This window comes from Solibacillus sp. FSL R7-0682 (genome assembly GCF_038005985.1).
Lineage (GTDB): Bacteria > Bacillota > Bacilli > Bacillales_A > Planococcaceae > Solibacillus.
The window spans coordinates 2,234,452-2,256,406 of sequence record NZ_JBBOUI010000001.1; the positions used below are offsets into that span (position 1 = coordinate 2,234,452).

General features: G+C 35.8%; 19 protein-coding genes and 1 riboswitch. Of the genes, 2 read left to right on the top strand and 17 right to left on the bottom strand.

The window, feature by feature from the left end:
- Nucleotides 1-75: 75 nt before the first annotated feature.
- The 10 genes from MKZ17_RS11390 to MKZ17_RS11435 form a co-directional block, all read right to left on the bottom strand.
- Nucleotides 76-270, bottom strand: a complete 195-nt coding sequence (locus tag MKZ17_RS11390; protein ID WP_340723852.1) for a transposase — start codon at nt 268-270, stop codon at nt 76-78.
- Complete coding sequence (locus MKZ17_RS11395) at nt 260-622, bottom strand: transposase (protein ID WP_340723853.1); 363 nt, start codon at nt 620-622, stop codon at nt 260-262. The genes MKZ17_RS11390 and MKZ17_RS11395 overlap by 11 nt, the downstream gene beginning before the upstream one ends.
- Nucleotides 623-656: 34 nt before the next feature.
- Complete coding sequence (locus MKZ17_RS11400; protein ID WP_108712688.1) at nt 657-854, bottom strand: DUF6501 family protein; 198 nt, start codon at nt 852-854, stop codon at nt 657-659.
- A 170-nt stretch (nt 855-1,024) separates the two neighbouring features.
- Complete coding sequence (locus MKZ17_RS11405) at nt 1,025-1,993, bottom strand: acyltransferase family protein (RefSeq protein ID WP_340723854.1); 969 nt, start codon at nt 1,991-1,993, stop codon at nt 1,025-1,027.
- 277 nt (nt 1,994-2,270) lie between these two features.
- Entirely contained in the window at nt 2,271-3,005 is a 735-nt protein-coding gene (locus MKZ17_RS11410) for an amino acid ABC transporter ATP-binding protein (protein WP_340723855.1), read from the bottom strand.
- A gap of 4 nt (nt 3,006-3,009) precedes the next feature.
- On the bottom strand, nt 3,010-3,756 hold the full coding sequence (locus MKZ17_RS11415) for an amino acid ABC transporter permease (RefSeq protein ID WP_340723856.1): 747 nt from the start codon (nt 3,754-3,756) through the stop codon (nt 3,010-3,012).
- Between the two features lie 206 nt (nt 3,757-3,962).
- Nucleotides 3,963-4,811, bottom strand: coding sequence for a transporter substrate-binding domain-containing protein (locus MKZ17_RS11420; protein WP_340723857.1), 849 nt, complete (start codon nt 4,809-4,811; stop codon nt 3,963-3,965).
- 116 nt (nt 4,812-4,927) lie between these two features.
- A riboswitch (Lysine riboswitch) is annotated at nt 4,928-5,114 on the bottom strand.
- A gap of 95 nt (nt 5,115-5,209) precedes the next feature.
- Nucleotides 5,210-6,064 (bottom strand): transglutaminase family protein, encoded by an 855-nt coding sequence (locus tag MKZ17_RS11425; RefSeq protein WP_340723858.1) that lies wholly within the window; start codon nt 6,062-6,064, stop codon nt 5,210-5,212.
- A 53-nt stretch (nt 6,065-6,117) separates the two neighbouring features.
- Nucleotides 6,118-7,065, bottom strand: coding sequence for an alpha-E domain-containing protein (locus MKZ17_RS11430; protein WP_340723859.1), 948 nt, complete (start codon nt 7,063-7,065; stop codon nt 6,118-6,120).
- Nucleotides 7,058-8,509: a circularly permuted type 2 ATP-grasp protein gene (locus tag MKZ17_RS11435; RefSeq protein ID WP_340723860.1), complete on the bottom strand. Its 1,452-nt coding sequence runs from the start codon at nt 8,507-8,509 to the stop codon at nt 7,058-7,060. Before MKZ17_RS11435 ends, MKZ17_RS11430 begins: the two co-directional genes overlap by 8 nt.
- A 251-nt stretch (nt 8,510-8,760) precedes the next feature.
- Here MKZ17_RS11435 and MKZ17_RS11440 point away from each other — a divergent pair, with 251 nt between their 5' ends.
- Nucleotides 8,761-9,525, top strand: coding sequence for an SDR family NAD(P)-dependent oxidoreductase (locus MKZ17_RS11440; protein WP_340723861.1), 765 nt, complete (start codon nt 8,761-8,763; stop codon nt 9,523-9,525).
- A gap of 52 nt (nt 9,526-9,577) precedes the next feature.
- Here the strand turns inward: MKZ17_RS11440 and odhB are convergent, their stop codons facing one another.
- From odhB to dapF, 6 genes are all read right to left on the bottom strand, one after another.
- Nucleotides 9,578-10,822 carry a 2-oxoglutarate dehydrogenase complex dihydrolipoyllysine-residue succinyltransferase gene (gene odhB, locus MKZ17_RS11445; protein ID WP_340723862.1) on the bottom strand — a complete coding sequence of 415 codons (1,245 nt, stop codon included), beginning with the start codon at nt 10,820-10,822 and terminating at the stop codon, nt 9,578-9,580.
- 83 nt (nt 10,823-10,905) lie between these two features.
- Entirely contained in the window at nt 10,906-13,719 is a 2,814-nt protein-coding gene (locus MKZ17_RS11450) for a 2-oxoglutarate dehydrogenase E1 component (RefSeq protein ID WP_340723863.1), read from the bottom strand.
- A 309-nt stretch (nt 13,720-14,028) separates the two neighbouring features.
- Entirely contained in the window at nt 14,029-15,429 is a 1,401-nt protein-coding gene (locus MKZ17_RS11455; RefSeq protein WP_340723864.1) for a HAMP domain-containing sensor histidine kinase, read from the bottom strand.
- On the bottom strand, nt 15,426-16,097 hold the full coding sequence (locus tag MKZ17_RS11460; protein WP_340723865.1) for a response regulator transcription factor: 672 nt from the start codon (nt 16,095-16,097) through the stop codon (nt 15,426-15,428). The genes MKZ17_RS11455 and MKZ17_RS11460 overlap by 4 nt, the downstream gene beginning before the upstream one ends.
- Before the next feature lie 181 nt (nt 16,098-16,278).
- Nucleotides 16,279-18,321: a sensor domain-containing diguanylate cyclase gene (locus MKZ17_RS11465; protein ID WP_340723866.1), complete on the bottom strand. Its 2,043-nt coding sequence runs from the start codon at nt 18,319-18,321 to the stop codon at nt 16,279-16,281.
- A 30-nt stretch (nt 18,322-18,351) separates the two neighbouring features.
- On the bottom strand, nt 18,352-19,305 hold the full coding sequence (dapF, locus tag MKZ17_RS11470) for a diaminopimelate epimerase (protein ID WP_340723867.1): 954 nt from the start codon (nt 19,303-19,305) through the stop codon (nt 18,352-18,354).
- A 389-nt stretch (nt 19,306-19,694) separates the two neighbouring features.
- Between dapF and MKZ17_RS11475 the strand changes: the two genes are divergently transcribed.
- Nucleotides 19,695-20,243, top strand: coding sequence for a GNAT family N-acetyltransferase (locus MKZ17_RS11475; RefSeq protein WP_340723868.1), 549 nt, complete (start codon nt 19,695-19,697; stop codon nt 20,241-20,243).
- A gap of 265 nt (nt 20,244-20,508) precedes the next feature.
- Here MKZ17_RS11475 and MKZ17_RS11480 read toward each other — a convergent pair whose 3' ends face one another.
- Nucleotides 20,509-21,585 (bottom strand): undecaprenyldiphospho-muramoylpentapeptide beta-N-acetylglucosaminyltransferase, encoded by a 1,077-nt coding sequence (locus tag MKZ17_RS11480; protein WP_340723869.1) that lies wholly within the window; start codon nt 21,583-21,585, stop codon nt 20,509-20,511.
- Nucleotides 21,586-21,955 lie beyond the last annotated feature (370 nt).

A 21,955-nucleotide genomic window follows, 5' to 3' on the forward strand; every position in this document is an offset into this window, starting at 1 on the left:
TCCCGTTGGTAGTGGATTTTCCGCACGTGCTGTTCCCGCAGGAGTCTGCCTCCCTCCATTCCAATCAACTCTCTGTTAACCAAGGTGTATACCGACTTCTTTATATACTCTACTTAAAAGTACTTTTGCTTTGAAGTGTTCATACTTCCTAAATCCAAATGCATGACGCTTGATGACTTTCGAAGTGTTATTAATGCCCTCTAAAAAACCATTTGAATAGCCAAATGCGTAACGATTTAAAATCTCTACTTGCCAATTTTTAAATGTCATAAATTGCTTTTAAAAATTTCTTTTTTCCGCTTTCCTCTACATTGCGGTAAAATGCTTCTAAACCAGCCTTTACTTCTGTTATATTTTTCGTCACTTTTGAATCTCGTTGCCATTTTTTATAGCACTCTTTTAATTCATATGCTTCTTTTAAATCTGGAGACGTCTTTAAATATCGCTCTAAATACCAACGTTCATCAGGATTTAGTTTCTCCGCATCCTTATGTAAGACAAATCGGATACGCTTAATTTTCTTCCGGTCATACGTATGCCATTCTTTCTGTACTTTTCTACGGACTTCATCTACTGCCCAGTGAACCCCAACAAATATTATAGAACCAAATAAAAAACGCACGAATCAGTCTTTGATTCGTGCGCTTTTTAGCATTTTATGCGAAATATTCTTTATAATACCCGCCAACATTTCCTGTGTTGTCAATTACAAAGATAAATTCCTCAGTTTCGTTTTTCACTTCGTATTCTTTACCTACTGTTAATACGTTAGACACTAAATATTTTGATGCATTCGTATGTACGCATTTTACTGTGCGAATTGTCGGTGCATCTTTCCATTTTAAATGTAACATTTATTTACCTCACTTTTCAAAACGTCTATAAATTCTCTCTTTTATTTTATACGATTTTTCTTTCAGATGAAAGTCTATTACTGAAAATAAACGCGTTACTATCAATTTGGACGATATAAAAAAACTGTAGACAATTCAATATTCTGTTTGTCTACAGTTCAATATAAAAACTATTTCTTATTTACTGTTATTAATGGGGCTGTTATGCGCCATACCCAATTACGTGATAATACATAAACTATCATAAAAGCGACTCCAAATAATACTACATAATTCCCTGTATCCTCTATCCACTCAAAAATTTGTGTTTCTTTAAAGGCACGAACGATAAACAAATGTAGTAAATAAACACATAATGTTTTACCACCTATTGTCGTATACCACCTATTTCCTTTTGGAACAAGAGTTAAGAATATATAGGTGCTCACCATCATTAATCCATATATAAATAGTCTACTCAAGACGTTTAATTGTAAAATTCCATAGTGAATGTCTTCATATGGAACACGTCCGAAAAACCACTCTTGCCAATGTATATCACCATATAGATATACAATTAATACAACCGCAACTGCTAGTATACTCGCAACACGGACATTCCATTTATTTTTCATCTTCACAAAATTTTCGCGATCTAAGTAGTAACCTAGTAAAAAGAATGGGAAGAAGAAAAATGTTCTTGAGAGGGATAGCCACTCATTTACTTCACTCATATAGCCTGCAAGTAATGATATGGCAACAGATACGAAAACCATCGATCTATGGCTACCAAACGCTAAAAGCATGATTTTCCACATGATCATACTCAATAAAAACCATAATGCATAGCGAGGTTCTAAAAATTCAATTTTTACATTATCACCGAAAATATTTTTATAGTACAGGCTATAGATTAATTGAAAAATGATATAAGGTAATAACAACGTTTTAGCGATTTTTGTTAAATCTGCTATACGTTTAATCCTTCTAGAAAAATGCCCAGCTATTAATATAAATGCTGGCATATGAAATAAATAGATAACTAAATAGAATGTATCTACATATTCGTTTTCCAGTAAATAGCCTGACAATAAATGGCCTAATACTACAAAATATATTAATATTGCTTTTGCGTTATCAAAATATACTGTTCTTTTCATAATGCTTCCTTTCAGTCATACATTGTAACACAAATCAACAATATTCTATTTGCCAATTATCCCCTTTGAGCTGTCTCCCATTGCTCCTATACCTTCTATCATGGTAAACTGCTAACAAGAGGTGGTATTTATGGCATTTGGTAGTATTCCGATGTGGTTTTTTGCAATCGCCATTGCGTTTGCCATAGTCTTTATCATTATTAATGAATGGAATTCAAGAAGATAATGGACATAAAAAAGGAGCTAGTCCAACGTGAGGACAACAGCTCCTTTTTAGCTATTTCAGTGTACGTTTTAAGAAAGCTTGCGTACGCTCGTGTTTCGGATTAACTAAGACGTCATTCGGATGGCCTTCTTCCACAATAACCCCTTTATCCATAAAGACAATGCGGTCCGATACTTCCTTTGCAAACTCCATCTCATGTGTTACGATCAGCATTGTATTCCCTTGATCCGCAAGCTGTCGCATTACCTTTAATACTTCTCCTACCATCTCAGGGTCAAGCGCTGAAGTAGGTTCATCAAATAACATTACATCAGGATCCATTGCAAGTGCTCGAGCGATAGCCACACGCTGCTTTTGACCGCCCGATAGTTGACGAGGCTTTGCATTTTTATAGGCAGACATCCCTACAAGCTCTAAATACTTCATCGCATTCGCTTCGGCCTCTTCCTTTGTACGCTTTAATACCTTTTGCTGTCCAACGATACAGTTTCCGAGAACATTTAAATTATTAAATAAATTGAACGATTGGAATACCATGCCTAAATGCGTACGGTATTTTTCTACATTATGATTGTCCTCTAAAATATTTACATTGTTATAAATTATGCTTCCCGCTGTCGGTGTTTCTAATAAATTTATACAGCGTAGTAACGTAGATTTTCCTGAGCCTGAAGATCCGATGAGCGTTACAACTTCCCCTTTTTTCACTTGGAAATTAACATCACTTAATACTTCATGTGCACCGAATTTTTTGTTTAAATGCTGAATATCAATTACAGTTGTCATGGAATTACTCACCTTCCTTATCTAGCTTATTTCCAGTTATTAATTCGACCTTATATGAATCTGGTCCATCCATTTTTTTCTCGAATAATAATAGGAAACGTGTTACCGTTAACGTCATAATGAAGTATAAGACTGTTGCAATAAAGAATGCTTCAATATATTTATAATTACTTCCGGCAACTGAATTCGCAGTGAAGAATAACTCGACTACAGAAATAACACTTAATACAGATGAGTCTTTAATATTCATGACAAACTGGTTACCTGTCGCTGGTAAAATATTTCGAGCTACTTGGGGTATTACGACATAAATCATCGTTTGTAAGTGGTTCATACCAATTGCTTGTGCTGCCTCAAACTGCCCTTTATCAACAGAAACAATTCCTCCACGAACGTATTCTGCCATATACGCGCCTGTATTTAAACTAATAACGATACTTGCAGCTAAAAAGCGATCAATATCAATTCCTAAGTATACTAAACCATAAAATACAACCATCGCTTGTACCATCATTGGTGTCCCACGGAATATTTCAACATAAACAGTTAAAATAAAGTTTACGATTTTTAATAGAATAGTTTTCGCAGATTTTTTACGCTGCGGAATCGTATGCATAATTCCGATGAAAAAACCAATAAGGGCACCGACAATTGTCCCGATAACCGCTAATAAAAGTGCTGTATAGGCACCGCGTAAAAATACTTCCCAGTTATTTATAAACAAAGTCCAAACTGAATCTAAAAATGCCATTTTGCTCTCCTCCAATATCATTTGCTGTCATAATGCATACATATTGTTTGTAATATGTTTCTACATGGAAAGCAACGATTCTTTAAATCATTTTATTAAGACATCTGCTTCAACATGACTACTATATACAATGTCTTAAGTACTTTCATTTAATTGAAAAGGTTGCCTTCTGGATACTAGCAAGACAACCTTTAAATCCTCAACCATTATTGCGCTGCTGGTTGATTTTCAATTGCATCTTCCATTAATTTTTGACGATCATCTTCTGAAATCTCAGCTAAAACTTTGTTAATTTTTTCTGTTAAATCCGAACCCTTTTTAAGACCTACCGCAACAGCAGTTGTTGATGGATCTGCTTCGAAGTTTGGCTCTGGAATAATGTATTTAATATTGTTCATAGCTAGCTCTGCTGAAATACCTTCTGGACGCTCTGAAACGTAAGCATCAATTGCTCCTGATTGTAATTGAACGCGCATTGCACCAAAGTCTGTTGCTGCAACTTCTTTCTTTACGCCTTCCATTTGATCGATTACATCATAGTGAGTTGTTGCTTGTTGACCAGTTACTTTTGCACCCGCGAAGTCATTGATTGACTTTGCATCTGCGTAAGGCCCATCTGCTTTCACTACGATAACGTAGTCACTTGTATAGTAGTTTTCAGTAAAATCAATCGCTTCTTTTCGATCTGCTGTTGGCGACATACCAGCAATTACTAAGTCAATTGCTCCTGATTGTAATGATGGCACTAAACCATCCCAATCCGTTTTTACAATTTGTAATTCCATATCTAGGCCATCAGCAATACGTTTTGCAATTTCCACATCATAGCCTGCTGCAAATTCTTTCGTACCTTTGATAGCAACTGCTCCATTTGAATCATCATTTTGCGACCAGTTAAACGGTGCATAGCCTGCCTCCATACCAACCTTTAGTACTGATTTTTTGTCTGTAGAATCCGAACCATTTGTTGTGTCACCTGATCCATCCGTTCCACAAGCCGCTAATAAAAGCATCGTCATCATTGCTGTGAAGAATAATAAAAATCTCTTTTTCATTCCAATTCTCTCCTTTAATTTAAATTTTTGGGCTTTATTGTATACAAAAAGCGACCTAAAGAAGAACTTCAGGTCGCATACGATTAAAATTAGCCCAAATCCTCATTCAGTTCCCATTTTGAGATAGCACAACTCAACCATCAGGGAAAGATGATTGAGACAGTTCTGCAATTATTTACTACAGACCCAGCACTGTTACTTAGAGCAATAACAACACTTCGGCGATAGTTCCTTCTCTTTCATTTCTTCGCCAGCTCAATGACTCCATGAAAAACTAATAAATATCGCGCCTCTACCTCACGAAACTGTGAGGTTTTGTTATGAAATTGATACACTTATATTACATTATTAAAACGATTCAGTCAACACGGATTTTTCTGATAGTTAAATATTTTTACCTATTTATGAGCGATTTTTTCAACATTCACCTTTACTTCAAGTGTATGCATACCTCCTTGATAAACACCCTCTATAGGTGAAACGTCTCTATAATCCCGTCCGACACATAAATTAATATGATTTTCTAACACTTCAACATTATTCGTTGGATCTAGCCCAATCCACCCAATTCCTGGTACCATTACCTCTACCCATGCATGCGTCGCCGTCTCTCCGATTAACTCATCTCCCTCCCCGACATATAAATAACCACTAATGTAGCGTGCAGGAATATTTAAATGTCGTAATACAGCAAGCATTATATGCGTATAGTCCTGACATACCCCACGCCTAATTGACCATGCTTCACTTGCCGTAGTGTGAACGGTGGTGGCAGATGGATCATACTTAATGGTATGGAATAAATAGGTCATTAAATCACACGCATATTTTACAGGATTATCTGGAATACCTACAGCAGCTATAATTTCATCAAGCTGCTCTGGTAGAAGTGTTGTAAATCGCGAAACCGTTAAGTACGGTAAATATTGTTCTTTAAATAATTGTGAATGAAAGATATTTTTCATTTCATCGGAATAATTGATTTGATAAATATAGGGTGCTCGTTGAATACTCACATGGGAATAGGAGGTTACCTCCAATTCACGATGTTTTCCTGCAATAAAAAACGTACTAATAGCATTTCGCCAAATATCAAAACTATCTCTAGTGAGGGAATGGGGTTCAATCTTAACGTCATATGAAATCAAGCGCTGGCACTCATTATTTCGTGGTTTTAAACGAATTGTATTTAATGATTGCTCAACATCTGTGTCATATCGAAATAGATTAGTATGTGTAATGCGGTATTTCATTGTCATTTCCCCTTTTTTCGCCTTTATTGATTATTTATTCGATGCGGAGCGATTCATTTCACTAATATCGGTTCTGTTAAATAATATGTTTTTGATAAAATTGGGCCTAGGTGAATACACGCATTGTGAATGGCGATAATCCATTGTTTGCGTTCACTTACTGTCATTTTACTTACATCACTTTTCAATAGTTTCTCCACATCAGTTATTGCTTCAATCAACTTTTGTGCGTATGGGCGGATTTCATAATTTTCTAGCTCTATTATTGTACTTTTTATTTTTGTAATTCCGTACAGTATTGATTTGGAACAATGTACTTCATTTATTAAAAAGTTTAGTACAGCATTCGTTTCTCGTGTTCCAGAACGCCGTATATATTCTGCGAAAGTATTTGTAAACTGGAGTGCGGTAGTAATAGGGAAATCTTTCTTTAAATTCAATTCATCTTCCATTAAGTTCAAAAGAATGAGTGCAGTTTTTTCCGAACGTTCTAGCCATTTTCCAATTTTGATAAAATGATAACAGTCATCTCTTGTCATAACAGAATCAATAATTCCTGTTGATGTTAAAGAATATTTACGAATATTTGCTAAATATTCATTTGCCTCTAGTACATCAAATGGTTTGTCTAAGGAGGTTTCTTTGTTCAATAAGTATAAGCTATTCCATTCTTCAAATAGTTCGTTCGGAATACAATCACGTGAATTTTTTGCATTATTTCGGAGTTTATTAATTAATGAATCTAGTGCATTTAAATTATGCTCATCTTTACATAAATAATAGAGCATTTGTGAAATATCACAGCTTCCATAACGTGCTGAAAAATCATCATAGTATCCACAAATACTTAGTACAGTATTCCATTGATGCTTATATTGCTTATCTGTTCTTCCTAATTCCAGCATATGTTCTAGTTGATAATTTAAAATATGTGCATTTGTACAAGTACGCTCACTGTAGCGACCAATCCAATAAAGTGCATCTGCTACTCGACTAAGCATGTGGGTCTTCCTCCTTTAACACCCAAGTATCTTTACCACCACCCCCTTGTGATGAATTCACAACGAGGGAGCCCTCCTGTAATGCCACTCTTGAAAGTCCTCCTGGAACAATATGTGTTGTTCTACCTTGTATCACAAAAATACGTAAATCAATGTGACACGGATAAAATTTACCTTGCTGAAATGCAGGTGCACGGGAAAGCTTAATTGTTGGCTGCGCAATGTATGAATGAGGAGCGGCAAGTATTTTTTCACGGAATTTTTGACGTAATTCCTCACTTGCATGCGGACCAATTAACATGTCGTATCCACCAGATTCTCCTACATTTTTTACTACTAATGTTTCTAAATTTTTCAAAACATAGTCTAAATCATCAGCATTTGTTAACAAGTAGGTTTTTACATTTCCAATTATAGGCTCTTCATTTAAGTAATAGCGTATCATGTCAGGTACGTATACATACATTGCTTTATCGTCCGCTACCCCATTCCCTACTGCATTTAAAATCGATACATTTCCCTTCTTATATGCCTGTAAAACTCCTGCTACACCAAGAAGTGAGTCTTCACGAAATACAGTAGGGTCAAGAAAATCATCGTCTATTCTACGATAAATAATATCAACACGTTTTAGTCCACGAATCGTCTTTACGTAAACTTTATCGTCCTTTACGAGTAAATCTCTTCCTTCAACAAGGCGAATATTCATCTCTTTTGCTAAAAAAACATGATCGTAATACGCAGAATTGTATACTCCAGCAGAAAGCAACACCGCAGTCGGCTGTTCATAATGTGGGAGATTAGGGGGGCGATGAGCTAGTAGTGCTTCTTGAAGTTTCCCCATTTGATCTTCAAGTGTTTCAATTGCATAGTTTTTAAAAAACTCAGGATATATTTTTCGCATTACATAACGATTTTGAAATACATAGCTTAAACCTGATGGGTTGCGTAAATTATCTTCTAAAACACGATATGTACCATGTTCGTCACGAATTAAATCGATTCCGGCCATAAACACATGATTTTGTAAAGCAATATTTGCGCCGATGACTTGTCGGGAATAATAAGGATTTTCATCAACTAATGTTGCTGGTATTACACCTTCATGGATTATTCGACGTTCATTATAAACATCGTGTAAAAACATATTTAATGCTTTAATGCGTTGTTTCATTCCTTGTTCAATTACAAGCCACTGATCATGTGGAATAATAATCGGAATGAAGTCAAATGGCATCGTACGCTCCGTCCCCCCTTCAGCACCATATACCGTAAACGTTATACCTTGCCGTAAAAAACTGGATTGTGCAGCATTGTGTTTCGTCAATAGCTGTTCATTTGTTAAGGCGAGTAGTTGTTCATAAAAAGGTGCATAATGGCGCTTAGGTACATTATTTTCAATCATCTCATCAAAAAAATTAGTTGAATCATATGTCTTGAACATAATCCAATTCCTCCTTAATCATCATCTAAATAATCTATTCGACAACTATTGTAAAATACCTTATTAATTTCTTAATATTTACAATTTCCTTTTAATTACTACTCAAAATTAAAATGCATTTAAAAGAAAAAGTTGCTACAAATAGTTTATGTTAAACATCCCCTAACTATATTTCTCGTAAATGTATTTATTTGCCGTTTTATTTGCCGTTTTCTATAATATTAGTATTACTAGGTGAAAGGGTGAAAAATGTGGAAAGTCAAGTCGTTTTAATTACTGGCGGTGCAGGGGGAATTGGAAAAGCTACGGCGCAATTGTTTTTAGAACATGGGGCTACGATTGTATTAGTCGATTTGAAAACAGAAGCATTAGAAGAAGCACTACAATCCATACAAGTAGCAAAAGGATACGTACACACAATTACAGCCGATGTAACGAATGAACAAGACGTGAGAAGATATGTAAACGAAACCGTTGAGAAATTTGGCAAAATTGATGTATTTTTTAACAACGCTGGCATTAGTGGACCTTTTAAAATGATAAAAGATTTGGAGCTTGAGCAATTTAATCTTCTGATGAATATTAATGTAACAGGTGTTTTCCTAGGGCTCAAGTATGTCATTCAACAAATGGAAAAGCAAGGATATGGCACAATTGTTAATACAGCTTCCAATGCTGCATACATTGGTTCGGCGGGAATGGCTGGCTATATTGCATCTAAACATGCAGTGGCAGGTTTAACGAAAACCGCCGCTTTAGAAGCTGCTGCATACGGTATTCGTGTAAATGCAGTGGCACCCGCAGCAATAGATACGCAAATGCTTACGACAATCCAATCAAACATTTCACCAGAAACCCCAGATTCAGCCGGCGAAGCGATTAAACAAGGAATACCGCTTGGTCGTTTTGGTACTCCACAAGAAGTAGCACAAATCGTCTATTTTCTAGCATCTAATAACGCTTCCTTCGTCACAGGTTCCCTTTACAATGTCGATGGTGGTATGCAAGCAAATTAATTCAAACGAAAAAAGCGCCGACATCTCTCGATGCCGACGCTTATTGTTCAAATTAAGAGTTTAATAGTAAATCTTCTGGGTTTTCGATCATTTCTTTAACTGTTTTTAAGAAGCCTACAGAATCTTTACCATCAATAATACGGTGGTCATAAGATAATGCCACATACATCATTGGGCGGATTTGTACTTCACCGTTAACAGCGATTGGACGGTTAACGATTGAGTGCATTCCTAAAATACCCGCTTGAGTACCGTTCATGATAGGCGTTGACATTAATGAACCGAATACACCACCGTTTGTGATTGTGAATGATCCACCAGCCATGTCGTTTAAGCCTAATTTTTTGTCACGAGCTTTACCTGCTAATTCAGCAATGTTTTTCTCGATTTCAGCGAAGTTTTTAGCGTTTGCATCACGAACTACTGGTACTACTAATCCTTCTTCAGTAGATACCGCGATACCAATATCAAAGAAGTTATTTAAGTGAATTTCGTCACCGTTAATTTGAGCGTTAACGTATGGATATTTTTTAAGTGCAGCAACTACTGCTTTTGTGAAGAATGACATGAAGCCTAATTTGATGTCATTCGCTTTTACGAACTCGTCTTGTTTACGTTTACGTAATGCCATGATGTTTGTCATGTCGATTTCGTTGAATGTAGTTAACATCGCAGTTGATTGTTTAACTTCTAATAAACGTTTTGCAATCGTTTGACGACGACGTGACATTTTTTCTACAGTTACACGATCAGAGTCACCCGCTGGTGTGAAAATCATTGGACCGTTTGCAACTGGTGCTGCTGCCGGCGCCGCAACTGGTGCTGTACCATGTGCTGCTACGTCTTGTACGCGTACACGACCTTGTGGATCTACTGGAGAAATCGCTGCTAAGTCGATACCTTTTTCACGTGCTAATTTACGAGCTGCTGGAGAAGCGATTACACGCTCACCAGAAGTTTCTTCTACTGCTACAGGAGCAGGAGCCGCTTTTGGTGCTTCTTGAGCTGGTGCTGCTGGAGCTTCCTCTTTAGCTGGTGCAGCCGGTGCTGGTGCAGCGCCTTCGCCTGCTTCTACAACTGCGATTACTTGACCTACTAGTACAGTATCGCCTTCTTCAGCTAAAATTTGAGTTAATACGCCTGCTTCTTCAGAGATGATTTCAGCGTTTACTTTATCTGTTTCTAATTCTACGATGAATTCGCCTTTTTCTACGCGATCTCCAACTTTTTTAACCCACTGGGCAATTGTACCTTCAGTAATCGATTCTGCTAATTCAGGGACTTTAATTTCAGCCACGTTAATATCCTCCTTTAATTACGCTATACAAGCTGTATAGCTGGGCTACTTATATAAGTAGCCCATTTCATTCAAGTTCAATCTTACTTTTCTAATGCTTCATTAACAAGTTTTGCTTGTGCTGCTTTATGTGAATCGCCGTCGCCTTCAGAAGTTGAGCTCATTGCAGGACGTCCTACATAGCGAACTTTTTTGCCTTCAGCGATATCATATAATGTTTCAAGAACATATGTCCATGACCCTTGGTTTTTCGGCTCTTCTTGAACCCAAACGATTTCTTTTACATTCGGGAATCGAGCGATAATGTCCTTCACTTGTTGTGTTGGGAATGGATAAATTTGCTCAACACGTACGATGTGTAAGTGATCGAAGCCTTCGCCATCTTTAACACGCTCTGCAAGGTCAATCATTACCTTACCAGAACCTAATACTACTTTTTCTACTGCTTTTACATTTTTACCTAAGCCTTCTTGCTCGATTACTTCTTGGAAGCGACCTGTTGCAAGTTGGTTCGCATCAGCTGCTGCTAATGGGTGACGTAAAAGTGATTTTGGAGATACTACAACTAATGGACGAACGCCTTCAGTACCAAGTAAGCCTGCTTGACGACGTAATAGGTGGTAGTAGTTACCAGCATTTGAACAGTTCGCTACGAACCAGTTGTTTTCTGCTGATAATTGTAAGTAACGCTCCATACGGCTTGATGAGTGCTCTGGACCTTGACCTTCATAACCATGTGGTAAAAGGATAACAAATCCAGATTTTTGACCCCATTTTGAACGTGCACTTGAGATAAAGTTATCGAACATTACTTGTGCCATGTTCGCGAAGTCACCAAATTGCGCTTCCCATACAGATAATACGTTTTCGTTTTCTAAGTTATAACCATACTCATATCCAACTACACCTGCTTCTGTAAGTGGTGAATTGTATACTGTGAATGACGCATTAACGCCATCTACATGATGTAATGGTGTATATTCAGAACCGTTGTTTTTATCATGTAATACTAAGTGGCGTTGTGAGAATGTACCACGTTGTGCATCTTGACCAGTGAAACGAACTGGTGTGCCATCTTGAGTAATTGTTGCATATGCTAAAGTCTCTGCATGACCCCAGTCAATTTTTGCGTTTGCAAATGCATCACGACGTTTTTCTAAAATTTTACCTAATTTGTTTTGTGGTTCAAAGCCATCTTCGAATACTAATAAGTCTTCGTTAATTTTATTTAAACGATCTAACTCAACTGAAGTATCAATTTCCGGGAATTCCACTTTCACTTCTTCTGGCATTTCAGGTGTTAAATGCTCATCTTTTTCTGCCATTGCTTTTACGTGGTCATACGCAGCTTGCATTTCTGCATAAATGTTTGTATCTAAAGCTTTTATTTCGTCCGTAGATAAAACACCAGTTGTCGCTAATTCAGCGCCATATAAAGCACGAATTGGCTCGTGTTTTGATACTAATTTATATGTTTCAGGGTTCGTAACTGTTGGATCATCTGTTTCGTTGTGACCATAGCGACGGTAACCGATTAGGTCAATTACGATATCTTTTTTGAACTTCGCACGGTATTCTGCTACAAAACGACCTACTTGTGCAACTGTTTCTGGGCTATCCGCGTTAACGTGAATAACTGGGATATCATAACCTTTTGCAGGGTCAGATGAATAATTTGACGAACGTGAATCATATAATTCAGTTGTGAAACCGATCATGTTGTTCGCAATAATTTGAACTGTACCACCTGTTGTGAAGCCTTCTGTTTGAGAGAAGTTGAAGCCTTCTGTTACGATACCTTGACCAGCGAATGCTGCATCACCGTGTAGTAAAATACCTAACGCTTTAGATGGATCATGCTTTGCAAAACCAGCTGCAGATGTATCATCTTGAGCCGCGCGAACCGAACCAATTACGATTGGGTTCCCTACTTCTAAATGAGAAGGGTTATATGCTAATTTAACATTCATTCCAGAATCACGAGTATATGAAGCACCCATGTGATATTTAACGTCACCTGTCCAGCCTTTTGTAATTTCTAAACGACCGTCTTCTGGTAAGAATAATTCATTTGAAACGTGTGCAAAATCTGAGAACATCATGTCGTATGGTTTGTTTAATACGTGTGTTAAAACGTTTAAACGACCACGGTGGGCCATCCCGATACGAACATTTTTTACGCCTTTTGTTTCAGATGCGTTAATAATTTCATCAAGTAAAATAATTTGTGTATCTAAACCTTCACCAGAGAAACGTTTTTGACCTACAAACGTTTTGTGAATGAATTTTTCAAAGTTTTCAATACGAGTTAAGCGTTCTAAAACCGCTTTCTTTTCATCTACAGATAATGCTTGCTTAAAAGCACCAGCCTCGACTTGTGCTTCAATCCATGCACGTTCTTCTGCATTTTGTAAGTGTGCAACTTCAACACCAACTTTGTCAGTGTAAACTGATTTTAAAAAGTCAATTGCCTCTTTACCATTTGTTACACCAGCAGGAACGTTTTTAAAGAATACAGACGCAGGAATTGCTGCTAAGTCTGTAGAAGTTAAATTGAATACGCTTTCTTCAATACGAGAAGTATCTAATGCACGGTTTTTTAATGGATATAAATCCGCCGCTAAATGACCGTATTCACGAATAGAATCTGCTAGTTTTACTGCTGCTAACACTTTTTTATAATCGCCAGTACCTGGGACTGCTGTATCTCCAGAAACAACAGGAGCTTGACCCTCTGCGAATACAGGACCACCATATGCTTTGAATAATTCAACTAGCTCTGCTTCTACTTCTTCAGGAGATTGCAGGAATAAGTCATACTGCTCAAGTACATAACCTAAGTTTGGACCTGAGAATGCTGACCATGGGGAACCTGCAGGTAATACATTGTTCGACATGAAAATAACCTCCAAATTTTGCCTAATGGCTGTTCCAATAATTTACTTAGAAAGACATTGCTATGCTAAGCACAACTACTGTACTTCCCTTTGTTGATAAAAAGTTTGACTTTGTTATCTACCTAAATAAATCAAATAATATTTTACCATTCTTCAACACAGACTAAAAGCACAATGTCATTACGTGTAGAAGAACATTTTTTCCATCTCAATCTTACTACTCTTCACAAAAAATACAACTCTTTTTAGCAAAATAAGCATATTTTTTCTTGAACAATTAAAAATCAATTTGGAACCACAAGAAATGTTCTATTTTGTAGGGAATTTAAGTATAAACGCAGTTCCATTATTTACTGAACTTTCGACCTGCATCTCAATCTGATATTTTTCTGCGAGCATTTTTGTAATACTCAGCCCTAAACCCGTTCCAGAAATCTCCTTCGTCCTAGATTCCTCTACTCGATAAAAGCGATCAAAAATATGCGGAAGTTGCTTTTCTGAAATACCAATTCCATTATCTTGTATTGTGACAGAAATGAATTGTTCAGTATAATAAATAGCTACTTGAAGATTCGGTTGATTGCTATTATATCGTATACCATTACTCATAATATTTCTAAAGATTTGCGTTGCAGCATGTTCGCTTATTAAGGCTGTTTTTTTCTGTCCTACAACAGTTTTTTCAATAATGACATCATGATACAGCTGTAAAAGTTCTATTTTTACGTTATCATAAACAACTTCTAAATCTGCTTCAGCTTTTTTATCAACCTCTTCGCGCTTAGCAAGTTGAAGCAATTCTTCAATCATTTTTTTCATGCGTGAAATTTCTTCTAATGACGTATTTAAAGATTCCGTTAACACTACTGGGTCATCTTTCCCCCATCGTTTTAACAACGATAAATGTCCCTCAATTACTTGGATTGGTGTACGTAACTCATGGGATGCATCGGCTATAAATTGCTGTTGTTTAGTAAATGAAATTTCTAATTCATTCATTAAGGAGCGATACATTTTAAGCAAATCACCAATTTCATCATCTGCTTCATATTGAAATTGTGGTTGCGCTGTAAAGCCACGATCACGTACAAGATTCATTGCATCTCGCAGCTGAACAAGTGGTTTCATTAGTAAATTCGCTAAATAATAACTAATTGAAACGGAAAACAATAATGCGCCAAGTCCTACTATTAAAATTGTTGTCAAAATATATTTCATCATCGATTGAAATGTTGTCAACGGATGGATAAGTTGCATAATTCCATGAAACGGTCCAATTTGAACAACTTGATGGATGACAAACGCTTCAGTCCCTCCAATATTTTGCTCTTCTATAATAGTAGGAACATTTTTCCGATTCGTTTGTGGAAAAATAGCAGCTTCCGTAACATCATTAATTCGGATCACTTCAACTCCATCTAAATTAAAAATACGAACAGTTTGCTCCTGTGTCATAATAGCTTTCATCAATGCGTTATTATTTTGTAATTGCTGTATTGTAACAGTGCTTCCTTGTGCTTCAAAAAAACTCGTAATATCATCAACAGTTCGAATTGCATTTTTTTCTTCATTGTTAATGAGCCATGTTTGTAACGCTATATACAATACAATTGAAATCATTGCATAACTTATAAAGATCGTCGCACCTACCGTTAAGGTCCATTTTGATTTAAGTGATAAATTATATAACCCTTTTCGAAGTCTCTTCATCCTCTCACCACATATCCAACCCCCCGAACGGTTTCAATGTACGGTTCTGAATTTGTTAGTAGTTTTGTTCGTAAATGGCGAATATAAACATCTACTACATTCGTCTCCACCTCACTGTCAAATCCCCAAACATTTTCTAAAATAAGCTCTCTTGTACATACTCGGTTCAGGTTTTCAACAAGAAACTTTAATAAATCATATTCTTTACGAGTTAATTCTAACTTTTTGCCTTCAAAAAAGACTTCGTATGCATTTGGGTCAATGCGTATATCTCGAACGGTCAATTGTTCCGTTGTATGGACAGGACGTACTCTTCTTAAAATTGAACGAATCCGTGCTAATAACTCTTCAATGGCAAACGGTTTTACAATATAATCATCCGCGCCCGCATCAAGTCCAGCTACACGATCCATAACGGCATCACGTGCTGTCAGTAATAAGACTGGCACATCACTTTGTTTCCGAATACGTCGACAAACTTCTATCCCATTTAATTCTGGAAGCATGACATCAAGTAATATACAGTCAAATGTTTCAGATGTCGCAACTTCAAGTCCTTTTCTTCCATCATATGCAACCGCAACGTCGAATTGCTCATGCTTTAATTCTAATTCTAAAAATCTAGCAATATTTTTTTCATCTTCAACTATCAATATTTTTTGTTTCATATTACCCCTCGAATAAACGAATTATTTTAACCTTTTTTACTAGTTTATCATGGTCTATATAGCGTTGACATATTATAGCGTTTCTATGAATAATTTTGCAGTTAGTCTACCATTTCTTTCACTTGAATTTCTATTTACAAAATAAAAAACTCAGTGTTCTATTGCAACACTGAGCATTCTTTTAAACATTTAGTTGTACACTGCTAATACAATAATTGTTTTTTGATATTTGTTTTGCTTGATAGAGCGCACGATCTGCTAAATCAATTAATTGCTCTAATGTATCACTATGTTCAGGATAAATTGAAATGCCAATTGATGTCGTTGGCGCAAAGTGTAAATCACGAATTGTCCAACCAATTTTTAATTGTAATCGGATGCGTTCGACGATATGTTTAATTTGCTCTAAGCGCACTTGCTCATTTGAGGAAAGGCCCGTTAAAGCAATTAAAAACTCATCCCCACCTAAACGGACAATTAAATCATCATTACGAATACATTTTACAAGTGCTTGACCAAATTCTTTTAAAAATTCATCGCCTACGTCATGTCCATAAAGATCATTTACCTGTTTAAAATTATCACCATCTATATAGAAAATGGCAATTGATTCATTATTAATGATCGCCTTATTTAATATCTCCGGAAAATCTCTATAGAGGAGTCGTCGATTACCTAGCTGTGTCAGGCTATCATGATAAGCTAAATAGGTTAATTTATCTTCTAATTGCTTTCGCTCTGTAATTTCTCTTGATACCATCACGATTTCTTCTATTTTTTGTTGTGCCATATCTAACGTAATAGTGTAATTTCCTTCTGTCCACATAGTATGATGGTTTTTAGATAAAAGTTGCAATTCAATTTTATTTTCTAAAATGCCATTTCTTTTAATAATGGAAAGCTCCTTTTGCCAGACAGCTAAACTGTCAATCGTCAGTAAATTTTCGTATGTTTGACCAATTAGCTCCTCTTCAGAATATCCTAATTTACGAATATATGAAGGTGAAGCATATTTTATTTTCCCATCCTTATCGGCTATTAAAATAAAATCATTTGTGTTTTCCGTAATTGCACGAAAGTTACTTTCGATTTTATATAGCTCTGACATTAATTCCTTCTTCGAGGAAATATTATATTGAATCGTAATATATTGTTCGATTTCACCATTTTCATCAATGATCGGAATCGTTGTTGCATCCATCCAATATGTCTCACCATTCTTCTTTCGATTACAAATCTCGTCACGCCAAATATTTCCACTTTTAATCGTTTTCCAAAGCCTATCGAAAAATTGTTTCGTATGGTATCCGGAATTAAACACGCGATGAGTTTTCCCCACAAGCTCTTCACGAGCATATCCAGTATTTTGAATTACTCGTTCGTTTACATCGATGATTATGCCATCTGTATTTGTGAAAATAACATCTGCAGCCGAACTAATGGCATTTTTTAATGTTTCGAGACCATGGGAAGCAGTACGCAACGCTTGCTTTTGTTCCACAAATGCTGTAATTTCTTGCAAAATAATAAATACTGCAATTGTTTTATCATTGCTTGTCAACGATGAAAATGTAGCCGTGTAGTATCGTCTCACATGGTTTTTATCGATGAAGTACAACATTTTTGACGTAATATTTTCTCCATTTTGCGCTTGATTAATATACTCCTTGAGCATAGGTACACATTCTTGGTCGATAAATGGCAACTCAAAAAAATTACTATGGCTATCTTCTAAACGAATATTAAATTCATCAACAAACTTCTGATTTGCCTCTAGCAATTGGAATTCTGTCGAAATAAGAATAGTCGATAAAAACGATTTGTAAAATACCGAGCGCATGAACAAATATTTATCTTCCAAGTCACGACCAACTGGAATTTCTCTTGTAATTGCAAGCAAAAAAGACTTCCCTTCTGTTTGGACAGGAATGACCGTCGTCTTTTGCTTACGTATTTCGAACTTTGAATACGTATAATCTTCAAATTCCACTTGATCTTGTTGTTCATCCGAAATTTGATAATAATGAAATATGTTTTTTGATGTATGTGGAGGGATTACTTGTAGTAATGTTTGTCCGATTGGATTCATATTAATTAATTTGATCGCAGTATCATTTAAAAAATTATATCGATAGTCATCTTCGATTTTTTCCATAAAAAATACTGCATCTCGGCTTTTTCCAAATAACAGTTCGAGCTGCTCAACAGAAAATTTCGAATCCATCTTTAAAATCCCTCCTTAAATCTCAAACAACTAAATAAGATTACCTAATTTCTCTTTTACAAAAATGTTACATTTTTCATATTGTAACTGCTCATCCGTCATAAAACAACCTAAAATATGTAAATCATTATCGATTTCATAATTCCCTAGCACTGTAGCGTTTCCAATTAATGATAATTGGTAGCTGTTTTCATTAGCCTCAACTTGACATTGAACGAAGCCGCCGGGATTGTACACCTTAATTTTTGGAACATTTACGTAATCATATAGTTTAGCAATTAATGCAGATGCTGTCATTGCAGTACCACATGCATTTGTAAATCCTACACCACGTTCATATGTTCTCACAAATATTTCACTTTCAGAAATCGGCAAAACATAGCTAACATTTACACCATCTGGAAAATATTCATTATCCCCATTTAAATAAGCGGCCAATTTTTGCTGATGTGAAACGTCTTCAATATACTGCTTATCCACGATTCCAATAAGATGAGGATTAGGAACTGAAACAGCTGTAAATAAAATTTCATCCGAGAAAGCCGGTAGTAGTTGATTTTTAATTTCAGTTTTGTGTTCATAATGCATCGGCAATGTTTGCAAATCAAACGATACCGGAGAAATTTCTACTGCATATGTTGGGAGCGATTCAAAAATCGGCGCCTCTTTACGAACAGTTAAATTGGCTTTCATTGTTTCAATTATTGCGCTGTCAACATTTAACTTTTCACAAATATAACGAGCTACACATCGCAATCCATTTCCACACATTGATGCTTCCGAGCCATCTGCATTAATAACTCGCATTTTTGCATCTGCTTTTTCAGAAGGCAAAACAAGTAATAACCCGTCCGCTCCCTCGTGATTGTTTGGATCACATAGCCATTTAGTTAAACGAACCCAATCCAATTCATTTTCATATAATGAATCGTATAAATAAAATGTATTACCTGAACCATGCACTTTTAATAATTGATACTTCAAAAATATTCCCCCTACTTTCCTATATCACTCTATTATACGCTTTTAAAAACACACGACACAACAGTCGAATGAATATTAAGATTTTTCAGAATTAATCGTCAATTAATAGAAAAAAATGTTTTTTTCGAGCTTGAAAGTTGCACCAAGAGAATATATTATAATAAAATGTAGATAATAATCTTATTTCGATATTGTTTTTCATTGTCTAGAATAGAGCGAGACAGAGACGATTGCACGCCATAGTTTAACGTCAAATTCTTTTAGGTTGGATCAAGTTCGAAATGACTACTGCCTTGTGATAAAGAAATTTATTATTTTGATGAAATTTCATTGTAACCATTCTTTACAAAGGGCTCTACCATTTTTCTTCTTAAAAGGAGGCGTTTCAAATGTTAAAACACCGAGAACTACATGAAACTGCAGAGCTATATGAGCTATTACGTCATCCGTCTGTATTTCCATTTGTTCGTCAAAAAGCAACATCTGCTGAAGAATATTTATTTATGACAAAGCAATTAATCGAAGAAGAATTGAACGGCTTAACAATTTCTCGAACAATTGTTGACGAATGGGGCGCCCCAATCGGAACTATTAGTATTTTTGATATCCAAGATGGCGCTGGTTTTCTAGGCACTTGGATTGGTAAGCCTTACCAAGGATTTGGCTACAATCAAAAAGCAAAGTTAGCTTTTCTTCAAGATTTGTTTTTTAATTATGATTTCCATACGGTTTTCTTACGTATTCGTAAAGAAAATGCTCGTTCAAAAGCTGCAGCATTAAAATTACCTTACGTAGTTGATGCTGAGTTGAGTAATCCCGCATTATTTGATGAAATCAATCAAGGTGAGACAAAATTCCACCTTTTTAAAATCCCAAGAGATTTATTCTATTTAACTACAGCAAACACACAAACAGAAGAAGAAGAACAAGCAATGTAATCACACAAACTACAATCCACCCTACTACTTTGTATGGGTGGTTTTTATATTGAATAAACTTATTTTAAAAAGTTTTGGAACTCCCAGTAGAACAGCACGTGGGAAAGACTACAGGCTCGAGCCTTGTCCCTAGGAAAGCTTCCGCCGTAACGGAGAACAATAGTTACGAAGCTGAAATAAAAAATAAAGCAGTCCAAATTTTACTTATCGTAAAATTGGACTGCATTTGCTTTTGAGGCAGGTTTTGTTCCAGCATCTTTTCTATTTACTTCTCATATTGCGTAATTAGCGATACCATTTCTGCTGGTGTTTTTGGTTGTTCTACATCGAGCATTCGATCAATCATTTCATCCCCCTCTTTATCAAGCTGCATTACTGCAGCTAAAAAAGTTGCCGTTGTCATCGTATCTTCATCTAATACATGAGCAAAACCTTGTTTCTTAAATAAACGGGCATTTAAAATTTGATCGCCGCGACTTTTTGTTGCGGATAACGGAATTAGTAACATTGGTTTATGCAATGCCAAAAATTCGAAAATTGAGTTTGAACCAGCACGTGATACAACTAAATCCGCCGCATATAATAAATCCGGTAATTCTGTCGTTACATATTCAAATTGCTTATAGCCTTTCAGATTTTCTAAACTCGCATCCTTGTTTCCTTTACCACATAAATGAATAATTTGATATTGATCTAATAATGTATTCAAATTTTTCCGTAGCGCATCATTTATAACGACTGAGCCTAAGCTTCCTCCCATGACTAACAACACTTTTTTATCCGTTGTAAATCCACAAAACGTTAAACCACGCTCTTTATTTCCTTCAAAAAGCTGTTGACGAATAATTGATCCCGTATTTGTCGATTTGTCGTTTGGTAAATGCTTCATCGTTTCTTTAAAAACAGTAAAAACATGTGACGCAAATGGTTGTGCTATTTTATTCGCTAAACCAGGCGTTACATCTGATTCATGTACTACTACCGGTATATTTGCCAGTTTGGCCGCCATAACGACTGGTACTGAGACGAATCCTCCCTTAGAAAATATTACTGTAGGTTTTACCTTTTTTATAATAGAGAAAGCTTGTCCAACCCCTGCCATTACTCGGAATGGATCTGAAAAGTTTTTCATTGAAAAATAACGTCTTAGCTTTCCACTAGAAATACTATGATAAGGTATATTAGGAAATGCATTGCCGATAATTTCTTTCTCAATACCATCGTGTGAACCTATATAATGTACTTTGTATCCTGCTTCAATTAATGATGGGATAATTGCTTCATTTAACGAAACATGTCCAGCCGTACCCCCACCAGTTAAAATGATTGATTTTTCGTTCATAAATTTCTCCTAACACAGTCAATTTTCCTTATTCCAATTTATGCTTATACAAGTTCATTCATGCTTACAAAAATCGATATGTTTCGTCTCAATTTGCTTGTATATAGCGATAATATAAATTAGTATGAAAAATTCTTGTTTATCAATATAGCTTTTGTTATAAAAAACGATTTAAACATTTAAAATAATTAATGATTGTTGTGAAAGATCGTCCATATGTATTTCCCACACCTTTTAATTATAATGTTAATTGTAGCATAGTATGGCAATCGGATAAATTCTTTTCCAAACAAAAATGCTTCTGGAGACAGTTTAATACAATAAATAAAAAGAAAAACACTATCTACTTCATTTCGAAATAGATAGTGAG